The organism is Marisediminicola antarctica (assembly GCF_009930795.1).
GTDB classification, from domain to species: Bacteria; Actinomycetota; Actinomycetes; order Actinomycetales; family Microbacteriaceae; genus Marisediminicola; species Marisediminicola antarctica.
In genome coordinates this window covers 793,567-818,942 of record NZ_CP017146.1, presented here as the reverse complement: position 1 = coordinate 818,942, position 25,376 = coordinate 793,567, and the positions used below count along the sequence as shown (strand labels likewise).

The window sequence follows — 25,376 nt, the reverse complement described above, 5'->3', positions numbered from 1 at the left end:
GCGTCGACGCCGGGGCGTCGACGCCCGGGCGTTACTCGTCCGGCTCGATTGTCAGCGAGCTCGACATCGGCGTGCCGTAGCTCGCCGAGTAGTGCACCCCATCGCCACCGTGTGGTACCCCCGACCCACCCAGCATGCTCCGGGTCAGCGCCTCGCGCGCCGAGAGCAGATCCTCGAGGGACGCCTGCAGGTCAACATCAGTCACCTCGCGCGACTGCTCCGCGGCCGTGAGCACCGCCCGGCGCATCAGCTCCTTGGCGAACGACCCGGTCACCCCGTCGGCCCGATCCGCGGCGGCCTCCACCGCCTCCGCCGACAGCGGCAGGGCGCGCGCGTAGAGCGCGAACAATCGGCGGCGCTCGGCGACATCCGGCAGCCCGATCTCGACGGCGAGGTCGACCCGGCCCGGACGCTCCGCCAGCGCCCTCTCGAGCAGCTCCACCCGGTTGGTCGTGAGCAGAAAGGTGACGTCGGCATCGCCGTCGAGCCCGTCGAGCGCATCGAGCACCGCGAAAGGCAGCGGCTGCGGCCCACCGTGCATCGACCGATCGCCGGCGACGAGGTCGACGTCTTCGAGCACCACAATGGCGGGCTGCATCGCACGGGCGAGCTCGGCCGCCTCGGTGATGAACCGGATGCTCGCGCCGGTGAGCAGCACCGCCGTCGTTCCCGGGGTGCTCGCGAGGAGGTGCCGCACGGTGAGGGTCTTGCCTGTTCCGGGCGGCCCGTAGAGCAGCACGCCGCGCTTGAGGTGCTGGCCCGCCGAGGTGAGCCGCGCGCGCTGCTCGCCGATTCCCACCACGTGCCGCCTCACCTGCTCGAGCACCCCGTCGGCCAGCACGATCTCCTCGGCTGTGACGGTGGGCCGCGCGAGGAACGTCGCGCCGGCCGCACCCTGCCCATACTCGTTGCCGATGAGGGAAAGCACCTGGCCTCGCAGCACGCTGAGCCGGATCATCTGCTCGCGGATCTCATGGATCACGGCGCTCGCAATGTCGGGACTCGCCGCGAGCACTTCGATTCGGGCGTGCGCCTGGCCGAAGTCGGGGCGGGCGGAGCGCTGCAGCAGGGCGATCCGGTGCCCGTCGAACTCCAGCATCCGCAGTCCGAAGGTCACCATCTGCCGTTCGCTGTCGGGGCCGGACGCGACCGACGCGTAGTCCACCGGGCCCGGAGCGAACGTCGCCCGGCTGACCAGCAGGCCGGGCAGGTCCTCCTGCCAGCGCATCTGCCCATTGGTGACGCCGACCAGGCGGGACTCCCCACGTGCCGCGAGATGCGCCAGCGCGATGTCGGCGTCGATGAGGCGATGCCCGCCGATCGTCTCGGTGACGGCGGGCAGAGTCGCGATGTCGACGCCCAGGTAGTCCTGGACGAGCTCGCCGAGGGGCGTCAGGGCGCTGTCGCGCACCGACGTGAATACGACCTCCTCGAGGAAGGTTCGGAAGAGCTCGATGAATGAGCGCTGCTCGGAGTCCATTACTGCATCCTGCCCGTCTCGCGGAGATTAAGCGACTATCGCTCGGGTGACGCCGGATGCTGCGTCGCGCTAGCGCTGTTCACTCGCGCGGCCGTAATCGCATGCACGCGAGCGAACGACGGCCGCGCGCGGCCCAGGGCCGCGCGCCGACCGGCTGGCTACAGCGTCAGCGCCGCCAGCAGCTCCACCGGGTCGGCCTGCATCGGGTGCGGCCCAGCGACATCGAACCAGACGGTGCCGAGGGTGTCGAGGTGTTTCTCCATGAACTCGACGAGCTGGGCGCGGCCGTATCTGAGCACCCTCAGGTCGGTCTCCTCGGGCAGCATCCGCACGTAATTCTCCGCCGATGAGAACAGGAGCAGAGTGAACGGGTCCTCGACGGATGCCCGAAAGACGCGCACCTGCGCCAGCCCGTCGACCGGCAGCAGCGGCACGATCACCGCATCGTTGCGCAGCGCGAACGCGACAGCGGCGGTGTCAGCGGCGGCAAGCGCCTCGGCGAGCTGCTTCGCGGCGGGCAGCTTCGGCTGCGCTTTGCGGGGGTGGGGGTGACGTGACGCGTTGGGCATAGCTTCCAGTACAGCAGGCCGGGCGGATCGACCGCGAATCAGTTGAGCAAAAACGACGTCGGCACTGCAGGCGATGCCGCCCCGACGGTCACGTTGAGGTTGAACGTCGCGCCGCCGCCCGGCGCTGCGGGGCGATCGCTGTCGCAGGTGTCGGCGGATGACCGGGTGCGGTCCCACGGGATCGGTTCGGACGACTGCGCGAGGTTCGGCTCGAGCAGGATGGGAGCATCCACCGCGCCGGTCTCGCAATCCTCCGACGACCAGTACTGGTCGGCACCGCTCGTCACGGTGAACAGCTGCTGGGTCGTGCCGACGTTGTAGGTGCAGGAGACGACGCTCGTGTTGGTGATCGAGAACGACAGTTGCGGCTGCTCCCCCGGCGCGTAGCTGGCCTTGTCGGTGATCGCCTCGACCACGACGTTCGCCGGGTCGCAGTCGGCGCCCTCGACCGGCTGGTCCTCGGGCGGCACGCTCGCCTCGGGCTCGGGCTCCGCGGCGCTCTCGGCATCCTGTGTCGGCGACGCCGAGGGGTTCGGGATGCCAGAGGAGGCCTCACCGGACCCCGGCCGCGAGACCAGAAAGACCACGAGCACGATGACGGCGACCACGCCGAGGAGGACTACGAGGCGCCGACGCCAGTACACACTCCTGGGCTGCGGGCCGACGGGATTGCGAAACGTCGACATGAAGACAGGGTAACTACAAGACTTTGATCATTCGGGTATTGCCGAGCGTGTTCGGCTTAACTCGCGCGAGATCGAGGAATTCAGCAACACCCTCGTCAGGGCTGCGCAGCAATTCGGCGTAGACATCGGGAGCCATCTGTTCCTCGCCCATCGGCACGAATCCGTGCCTGGCGAAGAAGTCGACCTCGAAGGTGAGGCAGAAGAGCCGGCTGAGGCCGAGTTCGCGGGCATCCGCCTCGAGCTGGTCGAGCAGCGCGTGCCCGATGCCGCGGTGGAGCCACTCGGGTTGCACCGCGAGCGTGCGCACCTCGGCGAGGTCCTGCCACATGACGTGCAGCGCGCCGCATCCGATCGGGGTGCCGGTGGAGTCCTCGACAATGCGGAAGCCCTGGATCGTGCCGTAGAACACGACCGAGTCCTTGCCGAGCAGGATCCGCCGGTTCACGAGCGGCTCCACGAGCGTCTGAATGTGCGGCACGTCGCTCGTGCGCGCCCACCGCACCGAAAACTCGTTGTCGCCCACGTCACGAGCCTAGCGGCGCGCCCACTGCTCACGTGAAAGGCCCACCACGCACGCGAAAGGGCCGGGAACGATGTGCTCCCGGCCCTGACGACTACTGCGGTTTACGCCTCGAGGGCGGCGATCTCTTCCTCAAGCGAGGCACGGCCAGGCTGGCGTCCGGTGGTGAAGACGAACTCTCCGTCGATGTAGTCCACGTGTACGTGGTCACCGGCATTGAGCTCGCCCTGCAGGATGCGCTCGCTCAGTCGGTCCTCGACCTCGTGCTGGATCGCGCGACGCAGAGGCCTCGCTCCGAGCGACGGGTCGAACCCGACCTTGATGAGCTGCTCCTTGGCGGAGACGGTCAGGTCGGCCGTCATGTCGCGGTCGAGCAGCCGATCGCTCAGCCGCTTCACGAAGAGGTCGACGATCTGGAGCAGTTCCTCCGGGCTGAGTTGCGGGAAGACGATGGTCTCGTCGACGCGGTTCAGGAACTCGGGCTTGAAGTGCTTCTTGAGCTCCTCGATGACCTTGCCGCGCATCCGGTCATAACCGGTGGCGGTATCGGTCGACGAGGTGAACCCGATCGGCGTTCCCGAGATGTCCTTCGTGCCAAGGTTCGTGGTCATGATGATCACGGTGTTCTTGAAGTCGATCACGCGACCCTGGCCATCCGTCAGACGTCCCTCTTCCAGAATCTGGAGGAGAGAGTTGAAGATGTCGGGGTGCGCCTTCTCGATCTCGTCGAACAGCACCACGGAGAACGGCTTGCGGCGCACCTTCTCGGTGAGCTGGCCGCCCTCCTCGAAGCCGACGAACCCGGGAGGTGCACCGAACAGCCGCGAGACGGTGTGCTTCTCGCCGTACTCACTCATGTCGAGCGAGATCAGGGCGTTCTCGTCGTCGAACAGGAACTCGGCGAGGGCCTTCGCGAGCTCCGTCTTTCCGACACCGGTGGGGCCAGCGAAGATGAACGAGCCGCTCGGACGACGCGGGTCCTTGAGCCCGGCACGGGTGCGGCGGATCGTCTTGGAGAGTGCCGAGATGGCCTCCTCCTGGCCGATGACGCGCTGGTGCAGGGCCTTCTCCATGAAGACGAGACGACTGGTCTCCTCTTCGGTGAGCTTGAAGACGGGGATGCCGGTGGCTGCGGCGAGGACCTCGGCGATGACGCCTTCGTCCACTGTTCCGGTCGCGCCGGACTCTCCGCTCTTCCACTGCTTCTCGAGGCGCAGTCGCTCGCCGAGGAGTTTCTTCTCCTCGTCGCGCAGGCTTGCGGCCTTCTCGAAGTCCTGGTCCTCGATCGCGCCTTCCTTCTGACCGCGCACGGCCGCGATGCGGTCGTCGAACTCGCGCAGCTCCGGCGGTGCGGACAGGATCGACAGGCGCAGGCGGGCGCCAGCCTCGTCGATCAGGTCGATGGCCTTGTCGGGCAGGAAGCGGTCAGCGACGTAACGGTCGGCGAGGTTCGCCGCCGCGACGATCGCGCCGTCGGTGATCGACACCTTGTGGAACGACTCGTACTTGTCGCGCAGTCCCTTGAGGATGTTGATCGTGTGCGGCAAGGACGGCTCGTGCACCTGCACCGGCTGGAAGCGACGCTCGAGCGCCGCATCCTTCTCGAAGTGCTTGCGGTACTCGTCGAGGGTCGTCGCGCCGATCGTCTGCAGCTCACCGCGGGCGAGCAGCGGCTTCAGGATGCTGGCTGCGTCGATCGCGCCCTCTGCGGCACCCGCGCCGACGAGGGTGTGGATCTCGTCGATGAAGGTGATGATGTCGCCGCGGGTGCGGATCTCCTTGGTGACCTTCTTGAGGCGCTCCTCGAAGTCACCGCGATAGCGGCTTCCGGCGATGAGCGAGCCGAGGTCGAGCGTGTAGAGCTGCTTGTCCTTGAGGGTCTCGGGAACGTCGCCGCGCACGATGGCCTGGGCGAGGCCCTCGACGACGGCGGTCTTGCCGACGCCGGGCTCACCGATCAGCACGGGGTTGTTCTTCGAGCGGCGGGAGAGGATCTGCATGACCCGCTCCATCTCCTTCTCGCGTCCGATGACAGGGTCGAGCTTGCCGTCGCGCGCGGCTTGAGTGAGGTTGCGACCGAACTGGTCGAGAACCTGGCTGCCAGCCTGCTGTGCCTGTGAATCGTTGCCGCCCACGGCGACCTGCTCCTTTCCTTGGTATCCGGAAAGCAACTGAATCACCTGCTGCCGAACCTTGTTCAGGTCGGCGCCCAGCTTCACGAGGACTTGGGCTGCAACGCCCTCGCCCTCGCGGATGAGGCCAAGCAGGATGTGCTCAGTGCCGATGTAGTTGTGTCCGAGCTGAAGTGCTTCGCGCAGGCTCAGCTCGAGCACCTTCTTGGCGCGCGGAGTAAAGGGGATGTGTCCAGTCGGCTGCTGCTGGCCCTGGCCGATGATGTCCTGGACCTGCTCGCGCACGGCATCCAGCGCGATGCCGAGCGACTCGAGTGCCTTCGCGGCGACGCCTTCACCCTCGTGGATGAGGCCGAGCAGGATGTGCTCGGTGCCGATGTAGTTGTGGTTGAGCATCTTGGCCTCTTCCTGGGCCAAAACGACAACGCGACGAGCTCGGTCGGTAAATCTTTCAAACATGATTGCTCCCTAAGCACGGTGCAGGATTCCGTGCCGATATAGAGAGAGTAACGAGGGGTACTGGCAAATCATGCCCCTGTTCGCCCTAGGCGTGACGCTTAATGGCGCGTGCTCAGGAGCGGACCGTGTGTGCGCAGCTAGCGGCGGCGTGCACGCTACGCGTCGGTCTTCGGCGCGGGGCCGTCGGCGGGGAGCCCGCGGCGGGCGCGCTCGGCCGATTCCATCTCGGCGTAGATCTTGCGCTCCGTGCGGTCGGCGCGCAGGATCGTGCGCATCACGAGCCAGAAGATCAGGCCAACGAGGATAGTGGGCGTCACCGAGAAGGCGGCATTGGCCCAGAAGTTCTCTAACACCGTCTCAGGATACGCGGGCCCGCTGGGAACCGGCACCCGCGGCATCCGGGCATCACGCGCCGGGGATCAGCCGCCGGGCATCAGCCGCCGGCGAGGCCCCCGAGCACTCCCGAAACGACGAGATAGAGGCCGATGCCGCCGACGATGACCCAGATCCAGATACGGGCGGAGGTGATCTTGTTCGGATCCTTCTTCTCCGGGGGCAGGTAGCTCATAGCTCGAACCCTACTTGACGGGTTCCGTCGGGTCGAGTTTCGGCGCCGCGCGTGCCGCCGTGCGATCGCTGCGGCTCGCCTTGCGCACGGTGATCCGCCGGTCAGGAAGGCGAACACGGGGGTGGAATGGTCGCGATGAAGTACCCGATGGTGGGAATGAAGCTGCCAGAGCTCCGCAAGATCGCCGCGCTGCTGGCGTAGGCGGCGGTCGCTACTTGACGAGCGGGAACAGGATCGTCTCACGGATGCCGAGGCCAGTGAGCGCCATCATCAGCCGGTCGATGCCCATGCCCATGCCCCCGGTCGGCGGCATCCCGTGCTCCAGCGCGCGCAGGAACTCCTCGTCGAGGCGCATCGCCTCGACGTCTCCCCCGGCGGCGAGCTGTGCCTGCTCGACGAAACGCTCACGCTGGATGACAGGGTCGACGAGCTCCGAGTAGCCGGTCGCAAGCTCGAAGCCGCGGATGTAGAGGTCCCACTTCTCGACCACGCCAGAGGTGGTGCGGTGGTCGCGCACGAGCGGCGACGTGTCGACGGGGAAGTCGAGCACGAAGGTCGGGCGCACGAGGCCGGGCTTCACATAGTGCTCCCACAGCTCCTCGACGAGCTTGCCGTGGGTCGGGTGCGGCACCTCGATCTCGAGGCGGGCCGCGTGCGCGAGCAACTCGACGAACGGGGTCTGCGGGGTAATCTGCTCGCCGGCGGCGGCGCTGAGCGAGTCGTACATGCCAATGCGGTCCCACTCGCCGCCGAGGTCATACTCGGTGCCGTCGGCCCACGTCGCGACGTGCGACCCTGCGACGTCGAGTGCGGCGTTCTGCACCATCTCCTGGGTGAGCGTGGCCATCTGGTGGTAGTCACCGTAGGACTGGTATGCCTCGAGCATCGCGAACTCGGGCGAGTGGGTCGAGTCGGCGCCCTCGTTGCGGAAGTTGCGGTTGATCTCGAACACCCGGTCGATGCCGCCGACGACGGCGCGCTTGAGGAACAGCTCGGGTGCGATGCGCAAAAACAGCTCGGTGTCGAACGCGTTGCTGTGGGTTGCGAAGGGGCGGGCGGATGCTCCCCCATGCATGGTCTGCAGCATGGGCGTCTCGACCTCGACGTAGTCATGTCGCGCGAATGTCGTGCGCAGCGAGGCGACCGCGGCGGCGCGCGAGCGCACCATCGTGCGGGCTCCCTCGCGGGCGATGAGGTCGAGGTACCGGCTGCGGACCCGCGTCTCCTCACTGAGGTCGGTGTGCAGGTTGGGCAGCGGGCGGATGGCCTTCGCGGCGATCATCCAGTCGGTGACCATGATCGACAGCTCGCCGCGGCGGCTGGAGATGACCTCGCCCGCGACAAAGACATGGTCGCCGAGGTCGACGAGGTCCTTCCAGCCGTCGAGCTTCTCCTGGCCGACCTCGGCGAGACTCACCATCGCCTGGATGCGCGATCCGTCGCCGGACTGCAGCGACGCGAAACAGAGCTTGCCGGTGTTGCGGGAGTGCACAACGCGGCCGGCCAGGCCGACGATGTCGCCGGTCGCAGCATCCGCCTCGAGGTCGGGGAACTTCGCCCGTACCGCCGGTATCGTCGTCGTGATCGGCACGCCGACCGGGTAGGCCTCGCCACCCGACGCGATGAGCCGCTCACGCTTGGCGAGGCGCACGGCGGTCTGCTCTGAGATCTCCTGCAGCTCGGCGAGGGCCTGGGCTGCGGCTTCGGCTTCGCTCGGCTGGGGCATGGTGTCGGTCATGGGGGCTCCTGCACGGTTGTGGTTCGGCACGGCGGCGCGGTGGCGCGGTGGGCGCGGTGTCAACCGTCTAATGGTAGTCGCGCGGCGGGGCGGCCGATTCGGGGGTGTGCGGGCGACCGGTTCGGAGCGTGGCAACTCGTTCGGGGCGTACGGGTGACCGGTTCGGAGCGTGGCAAGTCGCTCGGGGTGTACGGGCGACCGGTTCGGAGCGTGGCAAGTCGCTCGGCTCGATGGCTCACTCCGCGCGGCACTCGCTGCCCGCGCTGCGTGCCGTCCGCGCAGCATCCACTCCTGGCGCGGCCATGGTTCAGTCGCGTGAGTGTAATCACATGCGCGCGAGTGAATAACGATCACGCAAGCGAGCGCGGCAGGCTGGCGCGGCAGGCTGGCGCGGCAGGGCGGCGCGGCAAGCGAGCGCGGCAGGCTGGCGCGGCAGGCTGGCGCGGCAGGGCGGCGGACGGGCAGCGGCTTGGCGGACGGTCCGCGGGCGGGCTCGCCGCTGGCCCGCCCATCTGTGCGGCCGTCACCATCCGTGCGGACTGACCGCGCGCCATCCCCGCCTCACGCGGGCGCCATTCAGTCGCGTGATCGTTATCGCATGCGCTCGAGTGAACAGCACCCGCGTGAGCGGCGCCGACCGGCTCGCCGACCGGCTCGCCGACCGGCTCGCGGGCGGGCCGACCGGCTCGCGGGCGGGCGGGCCGGCTCGCGGGCGGGCGGGCGGGCGGGCGGGCGCGCGGGCGCCCGGGCGCGCTGGCCAGCGTGCGGACGGATGCTGCGGCTCAGCCGAGCTGGATCGTCGCGTTGTCGATGAGTCGGGTGTCGCCGATGCGCGCGGCGACGAGCACGATCGCGCGGCCGTGGTGGTTGTCGTCGGCGGGCAGGAAGGTCGCCGGGTTGACGACCTGCAGGTAGTCGAGCTGCACGGTGTCGTCGCCGGCGAGCACGGACTGGGCGGCCGCGAGCACAGCATCCGGCCCCCGATCCGCCGAGGATTCCGCCGCCTCCAGCGCGCGCGACAGCGCTCGGGCGGCGATGCGCTCGCGCGCGTCGAGGAAGCGGTTGCGGCTCGACAGGGCGAGGCCATCGTCTTCGCGCACGGTCGGCACGGTGGCCACCTGAACGTCGAAGTTGAGGTCGGAGATCATGCGCTTCACGAGGAAGACCTGCTGGGCATCCTTCTGGCCGAACACCACGGTATCGGGGCCCACGACGTGGAGCAGCTTGGCGACAACGGTGAGCACGCCGTCGAAGTGTCCTCGGCGGGAGCGACCCTCGTAGAGGTTGCCGATGTCGCCGGCCGTCACTTTGGTCGGCACATCGCCGGCCGGATACATCTCGCTGAGTGTCGGCGCGAACACGATCTGCACGCCGTGGGTACGCAGCCGCTCGACGTCGGACTCGACCGTGCGCGGGTAGAGATCGAGGTCTTCGCTCGCACCGAACTGGAGCGGATTGACGAAAATCGACACCACCACGATTTCGGCGCGCTCCTGGGCACGTTCGACGAGGGCCATGTGCCCCTCGTGCAGTGCACCCATGGTCGGAACGAGGGCGACCCGCGGCCGGGTGGGACCCTCGGCGGCGGCGTGGGCCTTGGCCTGGCGGAGCTGGGAGCGCAGTCCCGCAATGGTTTCGACGACGACGGGCACGACTAGATGCTACTCGCTCGGTAGCCAGCAGCCGGCAGCAGCGGGCCGCCGGGCCCAGCCGAGCCGAGCTGCACCGAGCTGCACCGAGCCCAGCCGGCAACCGAGCCGAGCCGCGGCGCCACCCGCACCGGCTACGGCGCGCGGCGCAGCGCGTTCTCGACGGAGGTGCGCACGAGCGGGGCGAGCAGGCGTCCGGGCGCTTCGATGCCGATCTCGGACAGGATGCCGGTGGCCTGCTCAACGATCGCCGCCGAGAAACTCGTCGCGGTCGCAATCGCCTCCGCGTACGCGGGGCGGTCCGCCTCGGCGACGATCACCGGCTCGCCACCCATCTCCACCACCAGCGCCTGACCGATCGGCTGCACCGGGGCCGCCGCGGTCACCGCGAAGTGGCTCTCCACGAGCCGCGCCAGATCGACCGAGGTGCCCGTGAACGCCATTGCCGGGTGGATCGCGAGCGGAATCGCGCCGAGCGCCACCGCCGGAGCGAGCACGCCCGTGCCGAACCGCGCGACAGTGTGCATGACGAGCTGCCCGGGCTGCCAGGCCTTCGTCGCGGCGAGTCCGGCGACGAGTGCCTCGAGCTCCGACTCGGGCACGGCGAGGATCACGAGCTCGCTACGCTCGACAACCTCCGGCACCGGCAGAATCGGCACGCCAGGCAGGATCGCATCGGCGCGTTCGAGGCTCGCGGCGGAAATCGCCGAGATGCCGACGATCGCGTGGCCTGCACCCGCGAGGGCCGCACCGAGGATGGGGCCGACGTGACCGGAGCCGACGATGCCGACGCCGAGGCGTCCTGACCGCTGGTGCGGGGCGGGGGTCATAAGAGCGGCCTGTCGTGCGACCCCGCATCGGGGGCAGGCGCAGCAGTCCCGGCATCCGGAGCGGCCCAACCTGCAGCATCTATTACCGACGGGCGGTCAACCGGTCCCGCATCCACCCCGTCGCGGTAGTCAACACCCTCCGCAGAACGCCACCGGTGCGAGGTGTCGCTGCCCGAGGCGCGTACGGCGGACTCGGCCGTCAGCGTGAACAGCTCCACGGCGGCGTCCCTGTCGACGGCACCCAGCTCGGCGCTGATCGGGCCGGTGACCGTGTGCAGGCGCACCGCGGCGAGCCGCAGCATCCGCAGCAGCGGGCCCTGCTGCACCGACACGCTCTGCAGCCGCGGGTGCGGCACAAGCACGAGTTCACGCCAGATTGCTCCCTTGCGCAGCAACACCGCGGTCGGTGTGACAGCGAACCCGTTGCGCCGCCAGGAGAACCAGCGGAGCCCCTGGGCGCGGCCCGGCGAGTTCGTGAAACCGTCGTCCGGCGCACCCGGTCCAGTCAGCCCGGTCAGGGCGAGCCCCTCGTCGAGCAGGTCGGGCAGCACGAGGGCGAGCACGCGGGCCACGTCGGCGAGGTTGCCGACCGGCAGGATCGTCGTGTTCTGCTGTCCGGCCGCCCCATTTGTGGAGGACTGGCTGGCCCTATTGACTTTGACCTCCCACCAGCCGGGGCCGCGCCAGAGCAGCGGCTGACTCACCTTGACCGAGTGGATGCGGCCGGGCGGCAGCGTCTCGTTGCTCGTTGTGAGCAGCCCGAAGCCGACTCGAACGCCGTCGGGGGTGCCCGCGATCGAGTAGCGCAGCGACTTCATGAACCTTTGCACGTAGAACCCCGCGACGCCGAGTACCGCCGGAACGAGGCCGAAGAAGACGAAAAGTGACTCGGGGGCGAAGACCGAGGCGACGATGACCGCGACGATCGCCACGACAAGGAAGACGGATGCGCCGCTCAGCAGGATCGATCCGATGAGTCGCCCGGTGCCGAGCTTGACGACTGACTCCGGCTCGGCTGCGTCGGGGTCCAGTTCGGGGGCGAGGAACTCGTGCATCCGCTGCTCGACGATCGACGCGGCGGCGCCGAGGGACGGGCCGGCCGCGAGGGACGGGCCGGCCCCGACACCCGGGCCGACGCCATTCGCGCGGGCGACGGATGCCGCGCGCGTGCCCGACGCGAGCCTCAGGATCTCGCGGCGCAAGTCGTCCGCCGCGGCAGAGCCGAGGTAGTCCAGGCGCACGTTGGCGTCCTGTCCGGCCTGGTTGACCTCGAGCCGCGCGGCACCGAACAGCCGCGCGAAGAACGGCCGCACGATGTTGATGCCCTGGATGCGGTCGAGTCTCGCCTTGCGGTTGGTGCGGAACAGCACGCCGGAGCGCACCTCGACAACCTCGTCGGTGATCCGGAAGGTGTGCATGCGCCACGAGATGTAGAAGCCGAGGACGAGCACCGACAGCACCCCGAGCAGCGCGAGGAGCGCCCAGCCGAAGACGCCCTCTTGGAAGAGGAGCTCGATCGGGTCGTCGCCGCGGAAGTTCGCGCCGGGCACGAAGTTCTCGAAAAAGCGTTCACGCAGGTTCGAGATCACGATGCCAATCACGGCGATGAGCACGATGCCGCCCTTGAGAAGCGGGGAGGCGGGATGCAGATGGTGCCACTCACCGTCGCTCAGCGACGCGGCAAGCTCGGTGACGGGCTCGCCGCGATCGAGGGGGACACCGGCCGCGCGACGGCCGTGTGCCGGGCGCTCGCCTTCGTCGGTCACAGCCCCGCCCGCCTGCTCTCGGCGAGCTCGACGAGAGCGTCGCGCAGTGCCTCGGCGTCGGCGGCGGGCAGCCCGGGAATGGTCACCCCGGTCGAGGCGGCGGCGGTGACGAACCGCAGCTCGCTCAGCCCGAGCACGCGGGACAGCGGTCCGCGGTTGATGTCGATGAGCTGCATGCGCCCGTAGGGCACAGCGACGAACCGTTGCTGCAGCACCCCGCGGCGGAACACGAGGTCGTCGTCGCGCAGCTGGTACCCGATGGCGCGCACACGGCGCGGGGTGAACGCCGCGAAGAGCAGCACGAACCCGACCGCGGCGAGCGTCGCCCACGGGGCGCCGTCCCAGCCGATGAGGTAGAGGGGGGTGGTCGCGCCAGCGAGCACGACCGCGGTGGCGACAAGTCCGAGCAGCTCGGCGACGACATACTTGCCCGATACACGCCGCCAGGTGATCCCGGGCAGGTCGACTCGATTGGTCACGGTGCTCACGGTGTCCTTACTGGGGCTCTGCTCGGTCACGCCCCTGGGCTCGCGCGGAGGGGCTTGTCATCATCGTTGTCGTTGTCGGGAGGGATGCGGCACATGAATTCTGCGATGAGGCCGCCGGCCAGCAGCACCCCAGCGCCGACGAGGGCGGCGATCGTCAATCCCAGCGAGCCTACCCCCGGTGCGACCGATCGGCTCAGCAGGTAGACAAGGAGCCCGATTCCGCCTCCGGTGAGCAGCCCGCCGCCGAGAGCGGATGCCTTGGCGAGCATCACCACCCGGGTCGCGTAGAACGGGTCGACGGGGCCGCGCGCGCTCGAGGTGCCCCGCACCATGCGGCTGATCGGCACGGCCATCATCACGACGATGACGCCGATGGCGGCGAGTGCGGCGGGCAGCGTGAACGGCGGGATGATGATGGGTCGGCCCACGGAGGCGAGCACCGCCTGCACGAGTCCGGCTCCGAAAGCGCCGATCGCGACGAGCAGCAGGAGCGTCGACGCCTTGGTGCGCTTCACGATGGCCGTCCGGACCGCACCGTCGCCATAAGGGGCGCCGCGGGGTAGGGCAGCACGACGTCGGTCGTCGCGGCGGCGAGGTCGGCCACCGGGCCGTGGCCAGGCAACTGAGCTCCGGGGTTCATCTGCGCCCACGGCACGAGCACGAATCCGCGCTGCCAGGCCCGCGGATGCGGCAGGGTGAGCCGGTCGTTGTTCTCGTGCGGCCCGGCCGCAGTGATGATGTCGAGGTCGAGTGTTCGATCGCCCCAGCGCTCGGTGCGCACCCGGCCGAGCCGCTGCTCGATCTCGTTGAGGCAGTCGAGGAGCTGCTGCGGACCGATCGCACTGCGCACGGCGATGACCGCGTTGAGGTAGCTCGGGGCGCTTTCGTCGACGCCGTCCGGCTTGAGCGCGGGCGACTCCACGATCTCCGACGCCGCGCTGACGACAACGCCGGGCAGCTCGTCGATCGCGCGCACCGCATCCCGCAGAGCCTGCTCGCGGTCTCCGAGGTTGCTGCCGAGGGCGATGACAGCCGGAAGCTCGACCCTCATCCGCTGCTCGCGGATCACGGGCGCGCCCGTGTGATGGTTACGGCGACGTCGGCGAACGGCACCGTGATCGGTGCCGACGGCTTGTGCAGAGTCACCCGCACGCGGCGGGCCGGCCGGTGTTCGAGCACGACGGCGGCGATGCGCTCGGCGACTGTCTCGATGAGGTCGACCGGGTCGCGCTCCACCGCGGCGACGACCTCCTCGGCGAGCACGCCGTAGTGGATCGTTCGCTCGAGCGCGTCGCTCGCCGCTGCCGCCGCAAAGTCGAGCCAGACGGTGACGTCGATGACGAACTCCTGGCCCTCGGCGCGCTCGTGCTCGAAGACCCCGTGGTGTGCGGTCGCGCGCAACCCGGTGAGCGTGATCGAGTCGAGCGGCAGCGACCCGGACGCGGGCTCCGGCTCGGCCTCCTCGCCGGTGGGCTCGGGCCCGGTGATCTTCGGTGCCGGATGCTGGTGCTCAGGCACCCCGGTCGGCCCGGTCGGCTCCGGACCGGTGAGCTTTGGCGTCGTCGGGGGCGCCGGGGGCGCCGGGGACGTCGGGGGCGCCGGGGACGTCGGGGTCGTCGGGGACGTCGGGGTCGTCGGGGACTCGTCCTGGCTCGTGGTCACCGCACTGCTCCGTTCATGGCGCTCCACACGTCGAGGGCCGCCTTGGTCGCGGGCACGTCGTGCACGCGAACGCCCCAGGCGCCCGCCTCGGCCGACAGCGCACTGATCACGGCGGTCGCCGCGTCCCGCTTGCGGGGCTTGGCCCCCGTGGGCAGCAGCTCGCCGAGGAATCGCTTGCGGGAGGCGCCGACGAGAAGGGGATGGCCGAGGGCGCGCAGCTCGCGGAGTCCGCCGAGCAGCTCCCAGCTCTGCGCGGAGTCCTTCGCGAAGCCGATTCCGGGGTCGACGATGATCTGCCCGGGGTGCACCCCCTGCATGATCAGCGCGGCGACGCGGTACTCGAGTTCGAGGCGCACCTCGTCGACGACGTCCCGGTAGGTGGTGCGCGTCCCGCTCGGCCCGCGCGAGTGCATCGCGATGAACATGAGCCCCGTCTCGGCCGCGACCCTGGCCATGTCGGCGTCGGCGGTGCCGCCGGACACGTCGTTGATGATCGCGGCGCCCCGCTCGGCGGCCGCCGCGGCGGTGCTCGCGTTCATCGTGTCGATGCTGACCGGTATGCGCCGCTTGGCGAGCTCGTCGAGCACGGGCAGCACCCGGCGCTGCTCCTCCTCGACCGGGAGACGTTCGGACCCGGGCCTGGTCGACTCGCCGCCGACGTCGATGAGGTCGGCGCCGCACTCTCGCATGTGGACTGCATACTCCACGGCTGCGGCAACGGAGTCGTGAGCCCCGCCGTCGCTGAACGAGTCGGGGGTGACGTTGAGGATGCCCAGGATGAGCGGTCGCACCGGGCCGGTCGGGAGAGATCCGGCTGGCTTCGCGCGCCGGGACCGCGTGGGTGCCGCGACAACAGGTGTGGCGGACTGGACGGGTGTGGCGGACTGGACGGGTGTGGCGGGATGGTTAGACACGGGGCGCTCCGATCATCGTAATGATTTCGGCCCGCCCGGTGGGATCCGCGAGCGTGCCGCGGGCTGCCATCGTCACCGTCGAACTCCGCGTTTGGCGCACACCGCGCGCCGAAACACACTGGTGGGCCGCGTCGACGACGACGAGCACCCCACGGGGATCAAGGCCCGCTTGAACAGCATCCGCAATCTCCTCGGTCAATCGCTCCTGGAGCTGGGGGCGCGAGGCCAGCGTATCGACCACGAGGGGCAGACGGCCGAGTCCGATGATTCTCTCGCGCGGAGCGTAGGCGATATGGGCCACACCGGTGAACGGGAGGAGGTGGTGCTCGCACATCGAGCGCACCTCGATGTCGCGCAGCAGTACCAGGTCGCCCGTCGCGGAGTCCACCGGGAGCGTGTCGACGAGGTGCTCGAGCGGATCACGGCCGAGGCCGGAGAAGTACTCGGCGTGCGCCAGCGCGACCCGGCGCGGGGTATCGACGAGCCCGGGGCGCGTCGGATCCTCGCCGATCGCGGCGAGGATCTCGGCGACAGCGTTGGCGATGCGATCGGTGTCGATGCCGGCCACGGGGCTAGGCCGGGGCGACGCCGGGCGCCGGACGGCGCGGGGCTCGCTTCGCCGCCGGTTGGGGCGCCGAATCGATAGCGCCCTCGGTCGCGCCTGCGTCGATCGGTGCTTTCTCGGGCATCAGGATCGGCGGACGGTCCGACACTGGCCGCTTCGTGCTCGAGAGCCACTGCGGGCGCGGCGGGAGCTTCTTGACCGCCGCGAAGATCTCCTTCAGCTGGGTCTGGTCGAGCGTCTCCCGCTCGAGCAGCTCCTGGGCGAGCGCGTCGAGGATGTCACGGTTGTCATTGAGCACGCTCCACGCCTCGTCGTGCGCGTTCTCGATGAGGGTGCGCACCTCGGCATCAACCTGCTCGGAGAGCCGCTCGGAGTAGTCGCGCGTTCCGCTCATCTCGCGACCGAACATCTCGTTGTGGTTCGAACCGAGCTTGACCGAGCCGATGCTCGCGCTCATGCCGAACTCGGTGACCATCTTGCGCGCGGTCGCGGTGGCCTTCTCGATGTCGTTCGACGCGCCCGTGGTCGGGTCGTGGAAGACGATCTCCTCGGCGACGCGGCCGCCCATCGCGTAGGCGAGCTGGTCGAGCAGCTCATTGCGGCTCACCGAGTAGCGGTCCTCGACGGGCATGACCATCGTGTAGCCGAGGGCGCGGCCGCGGGGCAGGATCGTGATCTTGGTGACCGGGTCGGTGTTGTTCATCGCGGTCGCCACGAGCGCGTGCCCGCCCTCGTGGTACGCGGTGATGAGCTTCTCCTGGTCGCGCATGACGCGCGTGCGGCGCTGCGGGCCGGCCATGACGCGGTCGACGGCCTCATCCAGGGCACGGTTGTCGATGAGCTGGGCGTTCGAGCGGGCCGTCAGCAGCGCGGCCTCGTTGAGCACGCTGGCGAGGTCGGCGCCCGTGAATCCGGGGGTCTTCCTGGCGAGTACCTCGAGGTCGACGCCGGCGGCCATCGGCTTGCCCGCGGCGTGCACCTCGAGGATCTTCTTGCGGCCGATCATGTCGGGGGCATCGACGCCGATCTGGCGGTCGAAGCGTCCGGGGCGCAGCAGGGCGGGGTCGAGGATGTCGGGGCGGTTGGTCGCCGCGATGAGGATCACGTTGGTCTTGACGTCGAATCCGTCCATCTCGACGAGCAGCTGGTTGAGGGTCTGCTCGCGCTCGTCGTGGCCGCCACCCATGCCGGAGCCGCGGTGCCGACCGACGGCGTCGATCTCGTCGACGAAGATGATCGCGGGTGAGTTCTCCTTGGCCTGGGTGAACAGGTCCCGCACGCGGCTGGCTCCGACGCCGACGAACATCTCCACGAAGTCCGATCCCGAGATCGAGTAGAACGGCACGTTCGCCTCGCCGGCGACGGCGCGGGCGAGCAGGGTCTTGCCTGTCCCGGGAGGGCCGTAGAGCAGCACTCCCTTGGGGATGCGCGCACCGACGGCCTGGAACTTCGCTGGCTCCTTGAGGAAGTCCTTGATCTCGCGGAGCTCCTCGATGGCCTCGTCGGCCCCGGCGACGTCGTCGAAGGTGACCTGCGGGGTCTCCTTGGAGACGAGCTTGGCCTTCGACTTGCCGAACTGCATAACCTTGTTGCCGCCGCCCTGCATGCGGCTGAGCAGGAACCAGAAGATGAGGCCGATGATGAGGAACGGGATGATCAGCCCGAGCAGCGAGGTGAAGAAGTTGGTGGTGGTGACCTCGTCGTCGAACGTCGTCACGTTCGACCCGTTGATGGCGGTGATGACCTCTTCGCCGCGGGGGGTCGCGTACTTGAACTGAACGTTCTCGCCGTCGTCGCCAGAGTTCTTGAGCACGAGGTCGACCCGCTGCTCGCCGTCGATCACGGTTGCGGTCGCGACCTTGTTGTCCTTGAGGAGCTCGAGGCCCTCCTGGGTCGTGATCTCCTTGAAGCCGGACCCGGTGAGCAGGCTGAACCCGATCGAGACGACGACGACCGCCAGCAGGATGTAGACGAGCGGGCCGCGCAGGAACTTCTTGAAATCCATAGTGTCCCGGGTGTCGGCCCGGCGCCTTTCTTCAAGGTGGTAGTGGTGTCTGTCAGGTTACCGCCGCCGGGCTGGATGCCTCCCGCGTGTTTGCTGGCGGCGTAATGACCGGGTCTGGGCGTCAGTCGCCGTAGACGTGGGGCGCGAGCACGCCGATTCCGCGGAGGTTGCGGTACTTCTCCCCATAGTCGAGCCCGTAGCCGATCACGAACTCGTTGGCGATCTCGAAGCCCGCGTAGCGCACGTCGACGTCGACCTTGGCCGCCTTGGGCTTGCGCAGCAGGGCGCAGATCTCGACGGATGCCGCGCCGCGGCTCTCGAGGTTGGCGCGCAGCCAGGAGAGGGTGAGCCCAGAGTCGATGATGTCCTCGACGATGAGCACTTTGCGCCCGGTGAGGTCGGTGTCGAGGTCTTTGAGAATCCGCACGACGCCCGACGACTGCGTGCCGGAGCCGTACGACGACACCGCCATCCAGTCCATCTCGATCGGCAGGGTGAGGGCCCGTGCGAGGTCGGCCATCACCATCACGGCGCCCTTGAGCACGCCGACGAGCAGGAGGGTCTCCCCCGCGTAGTCCGCGTCGATGCGCGCGGCGAGCTCGGCGATCTTGTCGTGGATCTGCTTCTCGGTGTAGAGCGTCGAGTCGAGGTCGTCGGCAATGTCGGTGAGTTGCATGGTGCTCCGGTGGGTCGTGTCAGCCGTTTGGGTGGATGGCGGCAGCGCTGAAGACGATCAGGCCGTGTCGCCGTTCCACCCTAACGCCGGGCAGGTCCAGTGGACCCTGCCCGTTCCAATCGGTAACGAGGCGCGCGACCTCGAGCGTGTGCGCGCGGCCGAGCGAGACGTGGAATTCGGCCCGAACAGCCAGGCGGATGAGGCGCTGGCGGAGTGCGGGCGGATTCGCCGCGAGCGCGGCGACGGGCAACGAGATGCCGGCTTCGGCGCTTTCGGCGAGTTCTTCGATGATCTCGGATGCGAAGTGGTCGAGCGCCTCGGCATCCTCCCGCAGCTGCTCGGCTGTGCGCGCGAGGGCCTCCGCGACGCCCGGCCCGAGTTCGTGCTCGAGGGTGGGGAGCACCCGCTGGCGCACGCGCACCCGGGTGTACAGGGAATTGGTGTTCTGCGGGTCGTGCCAGGGCTCGAGCGCGGCATCCGCGCAGGCCTGCTCCGTGATCGAGCGGCGGATGCCCAGCAGCGGGCGCAGGTAGGTGCCGGATTCGCGGGCCATGCCCCACAGGCTCGAGGCGCCGCTGCCGCGCGCCAGGCCGAGAAGAACGGTCTCGGCCTGGTCGTCGAGGGTGTGGCCGAGCAGGAGGCGGGTGGCTCCGGTGTCGGCGAGCGCGGCATCGAGTGCGGCGTAGCGGGCCTCGCGCGCGGCGGCCTCCGGCCCCCCGGCGCCATCGACAGTGACCTCGCGCACGAGAACCGGGTCGAGCCCCAGGGCGGCGGCGGCCCGGGCGGCCTCCGCTGCGGCATCCGCGGATCCGGGCTGCAGCCGGTGGTCGACGATCACGGCGCCGGCCCGCAGCCCGAGCCGGGGCGCCTCAAACGCGGTCGCCGCGGCAAGGGCGAGCGAGTCGGGCCCACCGCTGAGGGCGACGAGGACGAGGGGACGGTGCACCGCGGTGGGCTCGTCGGAGGCGGGCTCGTCCGCTGTGGGCTCGTCCGCTGTGGGTGACGCGCCCGTGAGCGCCGTCCGCACCGCGCGGCGCACATCGGCGATCGCGGGGGTCAGACGGCGGCGCATGGTCATCCAGTAACGTTATTGCAGCGCGCCGCCGGTCGGTTCCGCGCATCCACTTCCCGCACCAGCATCCACTTCGCCGTTCCACGAAAGGTCCCGCCATGTCTAGCTACGACGCCGTTATCGAAATTCCCAAAGGGAGCCGTAACAAGTACGAGGTCGACCACATCACCGGTCGCGTGTACCTCGACCGCGTGCTGTTCACCGGATTCGTGTACCCGACCGACTACGGCTTCTTCGAGAACACCCTCGGACTCGACGGCGACCCGGTCGACGTGCTCGTGCTGCTCGACTACCCGCTGTTCCCGGGCGTGGGAGTGAAGGTGCGCCCCGTTGCCGTATTCAACATGACCGACGACGGTGGATCCGACGCCAAGGTCATCGCGGTGCCGGCGACCGACCCGCGCTGGTCGCACATCCAGGACCTGAACGACATCCCGGAATACACCCGCAAGGAGATCGAGCACTTCTTCGAGCACTACAAGGACCTCGAGCCCGGCAAGTGGGTCAAGACCGAGGGCTGGGGCGATGCGGCCGAGGCCGACGCGATCATCGTCGCGGGAATCGAGAAGCTCGCGGTCGAGGGCACACACTAGGCGCCGTCACGGGGCGCCTCACTCGGCGAGCCTCTCGGCGCCTCTGTGGAGGGCGCGCGGACGTCGGTATCCGCGTCGGCAGCCGCTCTTCGCTGCGGCTTCTGCGCCCGTTTGTAGCATCCGCCTCGGCGTGGGCGCCCCTTTGTGACAACTGCGCCCGCTCGAGCGGGCGCAAACGTCACAAACGGGCGCAGACACCGGGAGACGGCCAAGTGCGACGCCGCTGCCAGCAACCAGCTGACCAGCATCCGTCCTAGAACGAAACGCCCTGCGCCCTCATGAACTGCACCGGGTCGACAGTGGCGCCGCCGCGACGCACCTCGTAGTGGAGGTGGCATCCGGTCGATCCGCCGGTGCTGCCGACGAGGGCGATGAGCTGGCCCGCACCGACAGACTGTCCGCGGGAGACGAGCAGCCCGCCGTTGGCAATGTGGGCATACGCGGTTGACAAGCCGCCGCCGTGGTTGATCGACACGTAGTTGCCGTAGCCGCCGCTCCAGCCGGAGTAGGTGACCGTCCCTGACGAGGCGGCGTAGATAGGGTAGCCGCAGCCGGCGCCGACGTCGGTGCCGGCGTGGAATGCATACACACCGGAGTACGGGTTGACCCGGAATCCGTAGGAGCTGCTGACGTAGCCGGAGGACGGACGCACCCACGAGCCCGACGGCGACGGCGATCCGCCGGCGGCTGCGGGGGCTGCTGCTGCGCCTGCGCCTGCCGAAGCTGCGGCCGCGGCCGCTGCTTCCGCCGCTGCGGCTGCCCGTGCGGCGGCCACAGCAGCCTGACGTGCCGCTTCCACTCGCTTCGCCTCTGCTTCGCGGGCGCGAACGCCGGCTTGGTAGTCGGCTTCGGTAGCCGCGCGGTTCTCCTCGAGCACCGAGAGCTGAGCGCGCAGCACCGCCTCGTTCTCCTGCTGCTCGGCGAGGGCGGCGGCTGCGGCATCTGCGGCCTCGGTAGCCGCCTGGAGGGCGGCTTCGGCGGCATCCGCGAGGTCCTGCAGGGCGTCCTTGGCGACGTTCGCCTGGTCGGTGAGCGACTGCGCCGTGTTCTGGTCTTCGATGGCCTTCTGGTAGATGCCGGCCGACTGGTCGGTGATCTTGCTTGCCATGCCGAGCTGGGAGAGCAGGTCTGCGGCGGACGCGCCGTCAAAGAACAGCGAGGCGGAGACGTCGCCGCCTCCCGAGCGGGCGAGGCGTGCCGCGAGCTGGCCCGCTCGCAGCTTGGACTCCCCGGCCGTCAGCTGGGCCTCGTCGGCCTGCAGCTGAAGCTGGTCCGCCTTGTACTTCGCCTCGTCGAATGCCTGCTGGGCCTCCTGGTAGTCCTCACCGCGGGCCTTCTCGGCGGCCTTGGTCTCTTCGACCTGAGTGGCGAGCTGCTGGAGCACTGCCTCAATACGAGCGACCTCGGCCTGCTTGGCGGCCTCGTTGTTGCGGGCGTTCTCGACATCAGCCCACGTGGGGTAGTCGATCGCGAAGGCGGGCTCGGATGCGTTGCCGGAGATGCCGGCGGTCGTAGCGATCGCGATTGCCGCGATGACCGACAGAAGGCGCACGCGCGCGCTCATCGGCGGGCGAACCCGGACATGTGATCCAGTCGCCCCCCGGCGGTGTTCAGCGTTTTTCATGAATCCCCGATTTTTGTCATCCCGATTGACGGGATCACGCGATCATTTTTCTCAAACGCCGCAAACCCGAGCGACGTCGGCACACGCAGCGCCATAAAACTCTCAACGAACACCTGAACGTATCGTGTATTATCCACAGGCGTCAAATTGCGATCAGCGTCGCCCTCATCGCGAGAACGCACCACGGTTTTGCAATTCGCCTCAGCCCACGTATGCTTACGTCTCGGTTGCTACGAAGTTCTTTTGCTTCATGGCCCCATCGTTTAGTGGCCTAGGACGGCGCCCTTTCACGGCGTTAACACGGGTTCGAATCCCGTTGGGGTCACAAAAACATCAGAATTAAATAGCATGGCCCTGTAGCGCAGTTGGTTAGCGCGCCGCCCTGTCACGGCGGAGGTCGCCGGTTCAAGTCCGGTCAGGGTCGCAAAGGCACGGATTTACTCTCGCCAGTAGTCCGTGCCTTGTTGGCTCTGTAGCTCAGTTGGTAGAGCGCACGACTGAAAATCGTGAGGTCACGGGATCGACGCCCGTCGGAGCCACCAACTAAACCCTCGCTCAGCGGGGGTTTTTTCGTTGTCCCGCAGCACAGCACGCGGCCTCGTCATGTGCCGTGTTCGCGGTCGTGCCGGGACAGGCACGCAGCGATCGCCTGCGGCACCGGCTGGCCGGTGCGGTCGCTCGCAAAGAGGTACTCTCCGCCCGGATTCACCTCAAGGAATACGTGCTCGCCGTCGGGCGTCACCCGGAAGTCGGAGGCCCCATAGGCCAGGCCGAGCCGATCGTGCAGGGCAAGAAGCGCCGCTGCCACCTCGTCCGGCAGTTCGTACTCACTGAACTTCGCCGACCCGATGCCGGGGCGGTAGTCGGTGCGGTATTCGGGCTCCGAGCGGATCGCGGCGGCGAAGATCTCGTGCTCGACGACGATGACCCGCAGGTCGAGGTCGGCCGGCACAAATTCTTGGAAGGTGACCGGTGCGTACCGCACATCGTCGAGCCGCGCTCGGTCGTCGGCGGTGACGACGGCGGTGGACCGCGGCGCCTCCGCGATGTTGCGAAACGCCTTGCGAATGACGCCTCCCTCGTCGCGGGCGGAAATGAACTCGAGAGCTGCGGCCGGGTCGTTGGTAATGAGGGTCTCCGGAACCGCCAGCCCCACCGCGCGGGCGACCTGCAGTTGGCGGATTTTACGCTGGCCGGCCTCATCGCCGGCGGGCGGGTTCATCCAGAAGCACTCCATCGCGTGCCACAGGCCGGTCAGCGCCTCCGTGCTCTCCGACCACGCGAACAGACGACTCGTGGAATCCGTCAGCGCGGGATCCAGCCCGATCGGCCGCACACGCCGATACCAGACCGCACCGATCTGCTCGAGGGGAATCTCCGCCTGCCCGTGGGGCGTGAACGATATCCGGTCGGCCGAGGCCCCAAAGCGCGCGTCCAGACGCGTGCGGTGTGGAAAGTCGGCAATGTCGAAGACGACCGTCGGTCGGTCGAGGTGCTCGAGCACCCGCTCGACGTGGGCGTTGTCGGGAAAGCTGACGATGAGGATCATCGCGCCCTCCCCGGCACCGCGAGCGCGCGCCTGGCGCGGCCCGCCGCGGGAGGGCGGATGCTCCCTCCCGCGGCGGGCCGGGCGTCGTACCAATGCTCGGCCCACTCCGCGACGGTCATCTTGGATCGCGTCGGGTCGACCCACTCACCGCGAAGCTTCGACACCTCGACAGAGGCCATGAAGTCTTCGGCTTCGCGTTTCGTGCGAAACCCGCGCTTGTCGGTCTGCGAGTGGTCAGGCTTTCGATAGCGGACTCGGTAGCGCTTGCCAACGGATGTTTCGTAAGCCGAGATCGAACCCATCGTGACTCCCCTGTCGTGGTGTCTCTTGAGGGTACGTCGAGCCGGGGACGGTAGCCGGATCTCAAGGGCAAGGGAGCACTCCCGCGGCAACCCCGATGTGTTCGTTTGCCTATTCATGCAGGGCGAATAGGTAAACGAACCCCACTGCATTTCGGCGCGGTTCTCGGCTGAACGCGCATCGCGGCCGACTTTCCAGTGTTCCTTTGGGTATTCCAAGGGCTGGAAGGGGCAACGGAATAGCAAAGGGCGATTTTTCCCTTTGCCACCGCCTCTGCCGAGGGGAGCTCGATTCCCAACCTCCCCCACCCAACAAGTTGTCCGAGGGAGGTTGGGAATTAGAAGCAGAGGCGGTGGCAAGGGAAAAAAGAGCGGAGATAAGGAAAGAGATAGAGAGCAGAAGAAAGCAGCGAGGAGGAGATGCGCGGTGAAGGGGTCGGGCTCTGGGAAGAGCATGCAGTGGACGGGGGCGTCGAGGTAGGCAGAGCAGGAATTTCGGCCGCCTGAACGAGCAAGGCTCCTACGCACGGGACGTGTCGGGGTTCCCCCTGTCCACCCTCCGCGCTAATCTGGGGAGATGCTGCTTTCTGACCGCATCGTCATCGACCCGGACCTGGTGCATGGGCGCCCCGCGATCCGGGGTACACGTATGCGTGTCGCGGACGTGCTGTCACTCTTGGCCTCAGGAGCGTCAACGCCGGAGATTCTTGAGGACTACCCGTACCTGACCGAAGAAGACATCAAGGCGTCCTTGCAGTACGCGGCGGCACAAGCCAATCACACGGTCCTCATCGCCTCATAGATCGTGCGTTTTCTCATTGATGCGCAGCTTCCACCCGCACTGGCGCGGAGGCTGACAGAGCATGGCCACATTGCCGAGCACGTAACTGACATCGGGCTGGGCGATGCAGCAGATCTGACGCTCTGGACGTACGCGATTGAACAGGGCGCAGTTCTCGTCACAAAGGACGAGGACTTTCGCGACATGCTACTTCTCCGCGGCAGTCCACCGACGGTGGTCTGGGTTCGTGCCGGGAATGCTCGTCGGCATGCCCTGCTCGAGTGGTTCGACCCATTTATCGAACGCGTTGTGTATCTCATCGAATCCGGAAACGATCTCGTCGAGTTGCGCTGAACCGATCACCGTAGCAGCGAGAACGACTTTCAACCTATGGGGGGCGTATTCGGGGCCCTTAGGTCACGAAACACTCCATTCTCCGAGTTCGAGCTAGGCGGGACCGATACCGCCCGCAAGCCGAACCTCCTGTGGACACGATGCGCAAGCGACTCCCTCATCGCCCACTACCACTGAAACGATTCGGACTCACTCATGTAGAAGTCACAACGATCGATTCTGGTCGGATCGCGCTCATTGGAAAGTTCCGATAGCTGGCAGGCCCGGACCGAACAGCAGCCGCTCATGTCGCATATCCGACGCAGGCGGTCACGCTAGGACCGTAAGTGCCTGAAAGTGGCGGGACACCAAGCTTGGGGCGAGAAGGCGGCGGTTAACGAAGTAGGGGACGCGCCTG

Annotated in this window: 26 protein-coding genes and 3 tRNA genes; 6 read left to right on the top strand and 23 right to left on the bottom strand. The window is 68.3% G+C overall.

Features of this window, described 5'->3' with window-relative positions; genetic code table 11:
* Positions 1 to 31: 31 nt before the first annotated feature.
* From BHD05_RS03875 to tilS, 20 genes are all read right to left on the bottom strand, one after another.
* A complete protein-coding gene (locus BHD05_RS03875) occupies positions 32 to 1,480 on the bottom strand; it encodes an AAA family ATPase (RefSeq protein ID WP_161885264.1) in 1,449 nt (482 codons plus the stop codon).
* Between the two features lie 158 nt (positions 1,481 to 1,638).
* Positions 1,639 to 2,049 (bottom strand): dehydrogenase, encoded by a 411-nt coding sequence (locus tag BHD05_RS03870; protein WP_161885263.1) that lies wholly within the window; start codon positions 2,047 to 2,049, stop codon positions 1,639 to 1,641.
* Positions 2,050 to 2,087: 38 nt separating this feature from the next.
* Entirely contained in the window at positions 2,088 to 2,735 is a 648-nt protein-coding gene (locus tag BHD05_RS03865) for a hypothetical protein (RefSeq protein ID WP_161885262.1), read from the bottom strand.
* Positions 2,736 to 2,748: 13 nt separating this feature from the next.
* On the bottom strand, positions 2,749 to 3,258 hold the full coding sequence (locus BHD05_RS03860; RefSeq protein ID WP_161885261.1) for an amino-acid N-acetyltransferase: 510 nt from the start codon (positions 3,256 to 3,258) through the stop codon (positions 2,749 to 2,751).
* A 101-nt stretch (positions 3,259 to 3,359) separates the two neighbouring features.
* Positions 3,360 to 5,846 carry an ATP-dependent Clp protease ATP-binding subunit gene (locus tag BHD05_RS03855; RefSeq protein ID WP_161885260.1) on the bottom strand — a complete coding sequence of 829 codons (2,487 nt, stop codon included), beginning with the start codon at positions 5,844 to 5,846 and terminating at the stop codon, positions 3,360 to 3,362.
* Positions 5,847 to 6,001: 155 nt separating this feature from the next.
* Positions 6,002 to 6,199, bottom strand: coding sequence for a hypothetical protein (locus tag BHD05_RS03850; protein ID WP_236966636.1), 198 nt, complete (start codon positions 6,197 to 6,199; stop codon positions 6,002 to 6,004).
* Between the two features lie 80 nt (positions 6,200 to 6,279).
* Positions 6,280 to 6,414, bottom strand: coding sequence for a hypothetical protein (locus tag BHD05_RS16015; protein ID WP_257792099.1), 135 nt, complete (start codon positions 6,412 to 6,414; stop codon positions 6,280 to 6,282).
* 211 nt (positions 6,415 to 6,625) lie between these two features.
* Complete coding sequence (gene lysS, locus BHD05_RS03845) at positions 6,626 to 8,152, bottom strand: lysine--tRNA ligase (protein WP_161885258.1); 1,527 nt, start codon at positions 8,150 to 8,152, stop codon at positions 6,626 to 6,628.
* Between the two features lie 782 nt (positions 8,153 to 8,934).
* On the bottom strand, positions 8,935 to 9,804 hold the full coding sequence (gene panC / locus BHD05_RS03840) for a pantoate--beta-alanine ligase (protein WP_161885257.1): 870 nt from the start codon (positions 9,802 to 9,804) through the stop codon (positions 8,935 to 8,937).
* Positions 9,805 to 9,935: 131 nt separating this feature from the next.
* Positions 9,936 to 10,631 carry a Rossmann-like and DUF2520 domain-containing protein gene (locus BHD05_RS03835; protein WP_161885256.1) on the bottom strand — a complete coding sequence of 232 codons (696 nt, stop codon included), beginning with the start codon at positions 10,629 to 10,631 and terminating at the stop codon, positions 9,936 to 9,938.
* Complete coding sequence (locus BHD05_RS03830) at positions 10,628 to 12,397, bottom strand: PH domain-containing protein (RefSeq protein ID WP_161885255.1); 1,770 nt, start codon at positions 12,395 to 12,397, stop codon at positions 10,628 to 10,630. The genes BHD05_RS03835 and BHD05_RS03830 overlap by 4 nt, the downstream gene beginning before the upstream one ends.
* Positions 12,394 to 12,876, bottom strand: coding sequence for a PH domain-containing protein (locus BHD05_RS03825; protein ID WP_161885254.1), 483 nt, complete (start codon positions 12,874 to 12,876; stop codon positions 12,394 to 12,396). Before BHD05_RS03825 ends, BHD05_RS03830 begins: the two co-directional genes overlap by 4 nt.
* A 35-nt stretch (positions 12,877 to 12,911) precedes the next feature.
* Positions 12,912 to 13,400: a DUF3180 family protein gene (locus BHD05_RS03820; RefSeq protein ID WP_161885253.1), complete on the bottom strand. Its 489-nt coding sequence runs from the start codon at positions 13,398 to 13,400 to the stop codon at positions 12,912 to 12,914.
* Complete coding sequence (gene folK / locus BHD05_RS03815) at positions 13,397 to 13,954, bottom strand: 2-amino-4-hydroxy-6-hydroxymethyldihydropteridine diphosphokinase (RefSeq protein ID WP_236966635.1); 558 nt, start codon at positions 13,952 to 13,954, stop codon at positions 13,397 to 13,399. Before folK ends, BHD05_RS03820 begins: the two co-directional genes overlap by 4 nt.
* The gene (folB, locus tag BHD05_RS15850) at positions 13,951 to 14,547 is read right to left on the bottom strand and encodes a dihydroneopterin aldolase (protein ID WP_236966634.1); all 597 of its coding nucleotides are present in this window, start codon (positions 14,545 to 14,547) and stop codon (positions 13,951 to 13,953) included. The genes folK and folB overlap by 4 nt, the downstream gene beginning before the upstream one ends.
* The gene (folP, locus tag BHD05_RS03805; RefSeq protein WP_236966633.1) at positions 14,544 to 15,461 is read right to left on the bottom strand and encodes a dihydropteroate synthase; all 918 of its coding nucleotides are present in this window, start codon (positions 15,459 to 15,461) and stop codon (positions 14,544 to 14,546) included. Before folP ends, folB begins: the two co-directional genes overlap by 4 nt.
* Positions 15,454 to 16,029, bottom strand: a complete 576-nt coding sequence (gene folE, locus BHD05_RS03800; protein ID WP_161885252.1) for a GTP cyclohydrolase I FolE — start codon at positions 16,027 to 16,029, stop codon at positions 15,454 to 15,456. Before folE ends, folP begins: the two co-directional genes overlap by 8 nt.
* 4 nt (positions 16,030 to 16,033) lie before the next feature.
* Positions 16,034 to 18,031, bottom strand: coding sequence for an ATP-dependent zinc metalloprotease FtsH (ftsH, locus tag BHD05_RS03795; RefSeq protein ID WP_161885251.1), 1,998 nt, complete (start codon positions 18,029 to 18,031; stop codon positions 16,034 to 16,036).
* A gap of 121 nt (positions 18,032 to 18,152) precedes the next feature.
* On the bottom strand, positions 18,153 to 18,707 hold the full coding sequence (hpt, locus tag BHD05_RS03790; protein ID WP_161885250.1) for a hypoxanthine phosphoribosyltransferase: 555 nt from the start codon (positions 18,705 to 18,707) through the stop codon (positions 18,153 to 18,155).
* Positions 18,708 to 18,726: 19 nt separating this feature from the next.
* Positions 18,727 to 19,785, bottom strand: coding sequence for a tRNA lysidine(34) synthetase TilS (tilS, locus tag BHD05_RS03785; protein ID WP_161885249.1), 1,059 nt, complete (start codon positions 19,783 to 19,785; stop codon positions 18,727 to 18,729).
* A 92-nt stretch (positions 19,786 to 19,877) separates the two neighbouring features.
* Between tilS and BHD05_RS03780 the strand changes: the two genes are divergently transcribed.
* Entirely contained in the window at positions 19,878 to 20,372 is a 495-nt protein-coding gene (locus tag BHD05_RS03780; RefSeq protein WP_161885248.1) for an inorganic diphosphatase, read from the top strand.
* A 253-nt stretch (positions 20,373 to 20,625) separates the two neighbouring features.
* Here the strand turns inward: BHD05_RS03780 and BHD05_RS03775 are convergent, their stop codons facing one another.
* Positions 20,626 to 21,924 (bottom strand): M23 family metallopeptidase, encoded by a 1,299-nt coding sequence (locus BHD05_RS03775; protein ID WP_161885247.1) that lies wholly within the window; start codon positions 21,922 to 21,924, stop codon positions 20,626 to 20,628.
* Positions 21,925 to 22,248: 324 nt separating this feature from the next.
* Between BHD05_RS03775 and BHD05_RS03770 the strand changes: the two genes are divergently transcribed.
* From BHD05_RS03770 to BHD05_RS03760, 3 genes are all read left to right on the top strand, one after another.
* Positions 22,249 to 22,321: transfer RNA gene (locus tag BHD05_RS03770), tRNA-Glu, on the top strand.
* Between the two features lie 25 nt (positions 22,322 to 22,346).
* Positions 22,347 to 22,420 (top strand) — tRNA-Asp (locus BHD05_RS03765).
* Positions 22,421 to 22,462: 42 nt separating this feature from the next.
* Positions 22,463 to 22,538, top strand: a tRNA-Phe gene (locus BHD05_RS03760).
* Between the two features lie 59 nt (positions 22,539 to 22,597).
* On the opposite strand, the gene BHD05_RS03755 is transcribed toward BHD05_RS03760, so the two are convergent.
* Both BHD05_RS03755 and BHD05_RS03750 read right to left on the bottom strand, forming a co-directional pair.
* Positions 22,598 to 23,545: an MvdC/MvdD family ATP grasp protein gene (locus BHD05_RS03755; protein ID WP_161885246.1), complete on the bottom strand. Its 948-nt coding sequence runs from the start codon at positions 23,543 to 23,545 to the stop codon at positions 22,598 to 22,600.
* Positions 23,542 to 23,847 carry an Arm DNA-binding domain-containing protein gene (locus tag BHD05_RS03750; protein ID WP_202614285.1) on the bottom strand — a complete coding sequence of 102 codons (306 nt, stop codon included), beginning with the start codon at positions 23,845 to 23,847 and terminating at the stop codon, positions 23,542 to 23,544. The genes BHD05_RS03755 and BHD05_RS03750 overlap by 4 nt, the downstream gene beginning before the upstream one ends.
* 574 nt (positions 23,848 to 24,421) lie before the next feature.
* Between BHD05_RS03750 and BHD05_RS03745 the strand changes: the two genes are divergently transcribed.
* Together BHD05_RS03745 and BHD05_RS03740 are read left to right on the top strand one after the other, a co-directional pair.
* Positions 24,422 to 24,646, top strand: coding sequence for a DUF433 domain-containing protein (locus BHD05_RS03745; RefSeq protein ID WP_161885245.1), 225 nt, complete (start codon positions 24,422 to 24,424; stop codon positions 24,644 to 24,646).
* Between the two features lie 3 nt (positions 24,647 to 24,649).
* Positions 24,650 to 24,979: a DUF5615 family PIN-like protein gene (locus BHD05_RS03740; RefSeq protein ID WP_161885244.1), complete on the top strand. Its 330-nt coding sequence runs from the start codon at positions 24,650 to 24,652 to the stop codon at positions 24,977 to 24,979.
* The last annotated feature ends 397 nt before the right edge of the window (positions 24,980 to 25,376 follow it).

Bases quoted from the DNA above. Each gene is read 5' to 3' on its own strand.
- BHD05_RS03750 (WP_202614285.1), bottom strand. From the start codon at position 23,847: ATGGGTTCGATCTCGGCTTACGAAACATCCGTTGGCAAGCGCTACCGA.
- tilS (WP_161885249.1), bottom strand. From the start codon at position 19,785: ATGACCATGCGCCGCCGTCTGACCCCCGCGATCGCCGATGTGCGCCGC.
- BHD05_RS03745 (WP_161885245.1), top strand. From the start codon at position 24,422: ATGCTGCTTTCTGACCGCATCGTCATCGACCCGGACCTGGTGCATGGG.
- BHD05_RS03875 (WP_161885264.1), bottom strand. From the start codon at position 1,480: ATGGACTCCGAGCAGCGCTCATTCATCGAGCTCTTCCGAACCTTCCTC.
- BHD05_RS03855 (WP_161885260.1), bottom strand. From the start codon at position 5,846: ATGTTTGAAAGATTTACCGACCGAGCTCGTCGCGTTGTCGTTTTGGCC.
- BHD05_RS03835 (WP_161885256.1), bottom strand. From the start codon at position 10,631: ATGACCCCCGCCCCGCACCAGCGGTCAGGACGCCTCGGCGTCGGCATC.
- lysS (WP_161885258.1), bottom strand. From the start codon at position 8,152: ATGACCGACACCATGCCCCAGCCGAGCGAAGCCGAAGCCGCAGCCCAG.
- BHD05_RS03865 (WP_161885262.1), bottom strand. From the start codon at position 2,735: ATGTCGACGTTTCGCAATCCCGTCGGCCCGCAGCCCAGGAGTGTGTAC.
- BHD05_RS03755 (WP_161885246.1), bottom strand. From the start codon at position 23,545: ATGATCCTCATCGTCAGCTTTCCCGACAACGCCCACGTCGAGCGGGTG.
- ftsH (WP_161885251.1), bottom strand. From the start codon at position 18,031: ATGGATTTCAAGAAGTTCCTGCGCGGCCCGCTCGTCTACATCCTGCTG.
- hpt (WP_161885250.1), bottom strand. From the start codon at position 18,707: ATGCAACTCACCGACATTGCCGACGACCTCGACTCGACGCTCTACACC.
- BHD05_RS03870 (WP_161885263.1), bottom strand. From the start codon at position 2,049: ATGCCCAACGCGTCACGTCACCCCCACCCCCGCAAAGCGCAGCCGAAG.
- BHD05_RS03780 (WP_161885248.1), top strand. From the start codon at position 19,878: ATGTCTAGCTACGACGCCGTTATCGAAATTCCCAAAGGGAGCCGTAAC.
- BHD05_RS16015 (WP_257792099.1), bottom strand. From the start codon at position 6,414: ATGAGCTACCTGCCCCCGGAGAAGAAGGATCCGAACAAGATCACCTCC.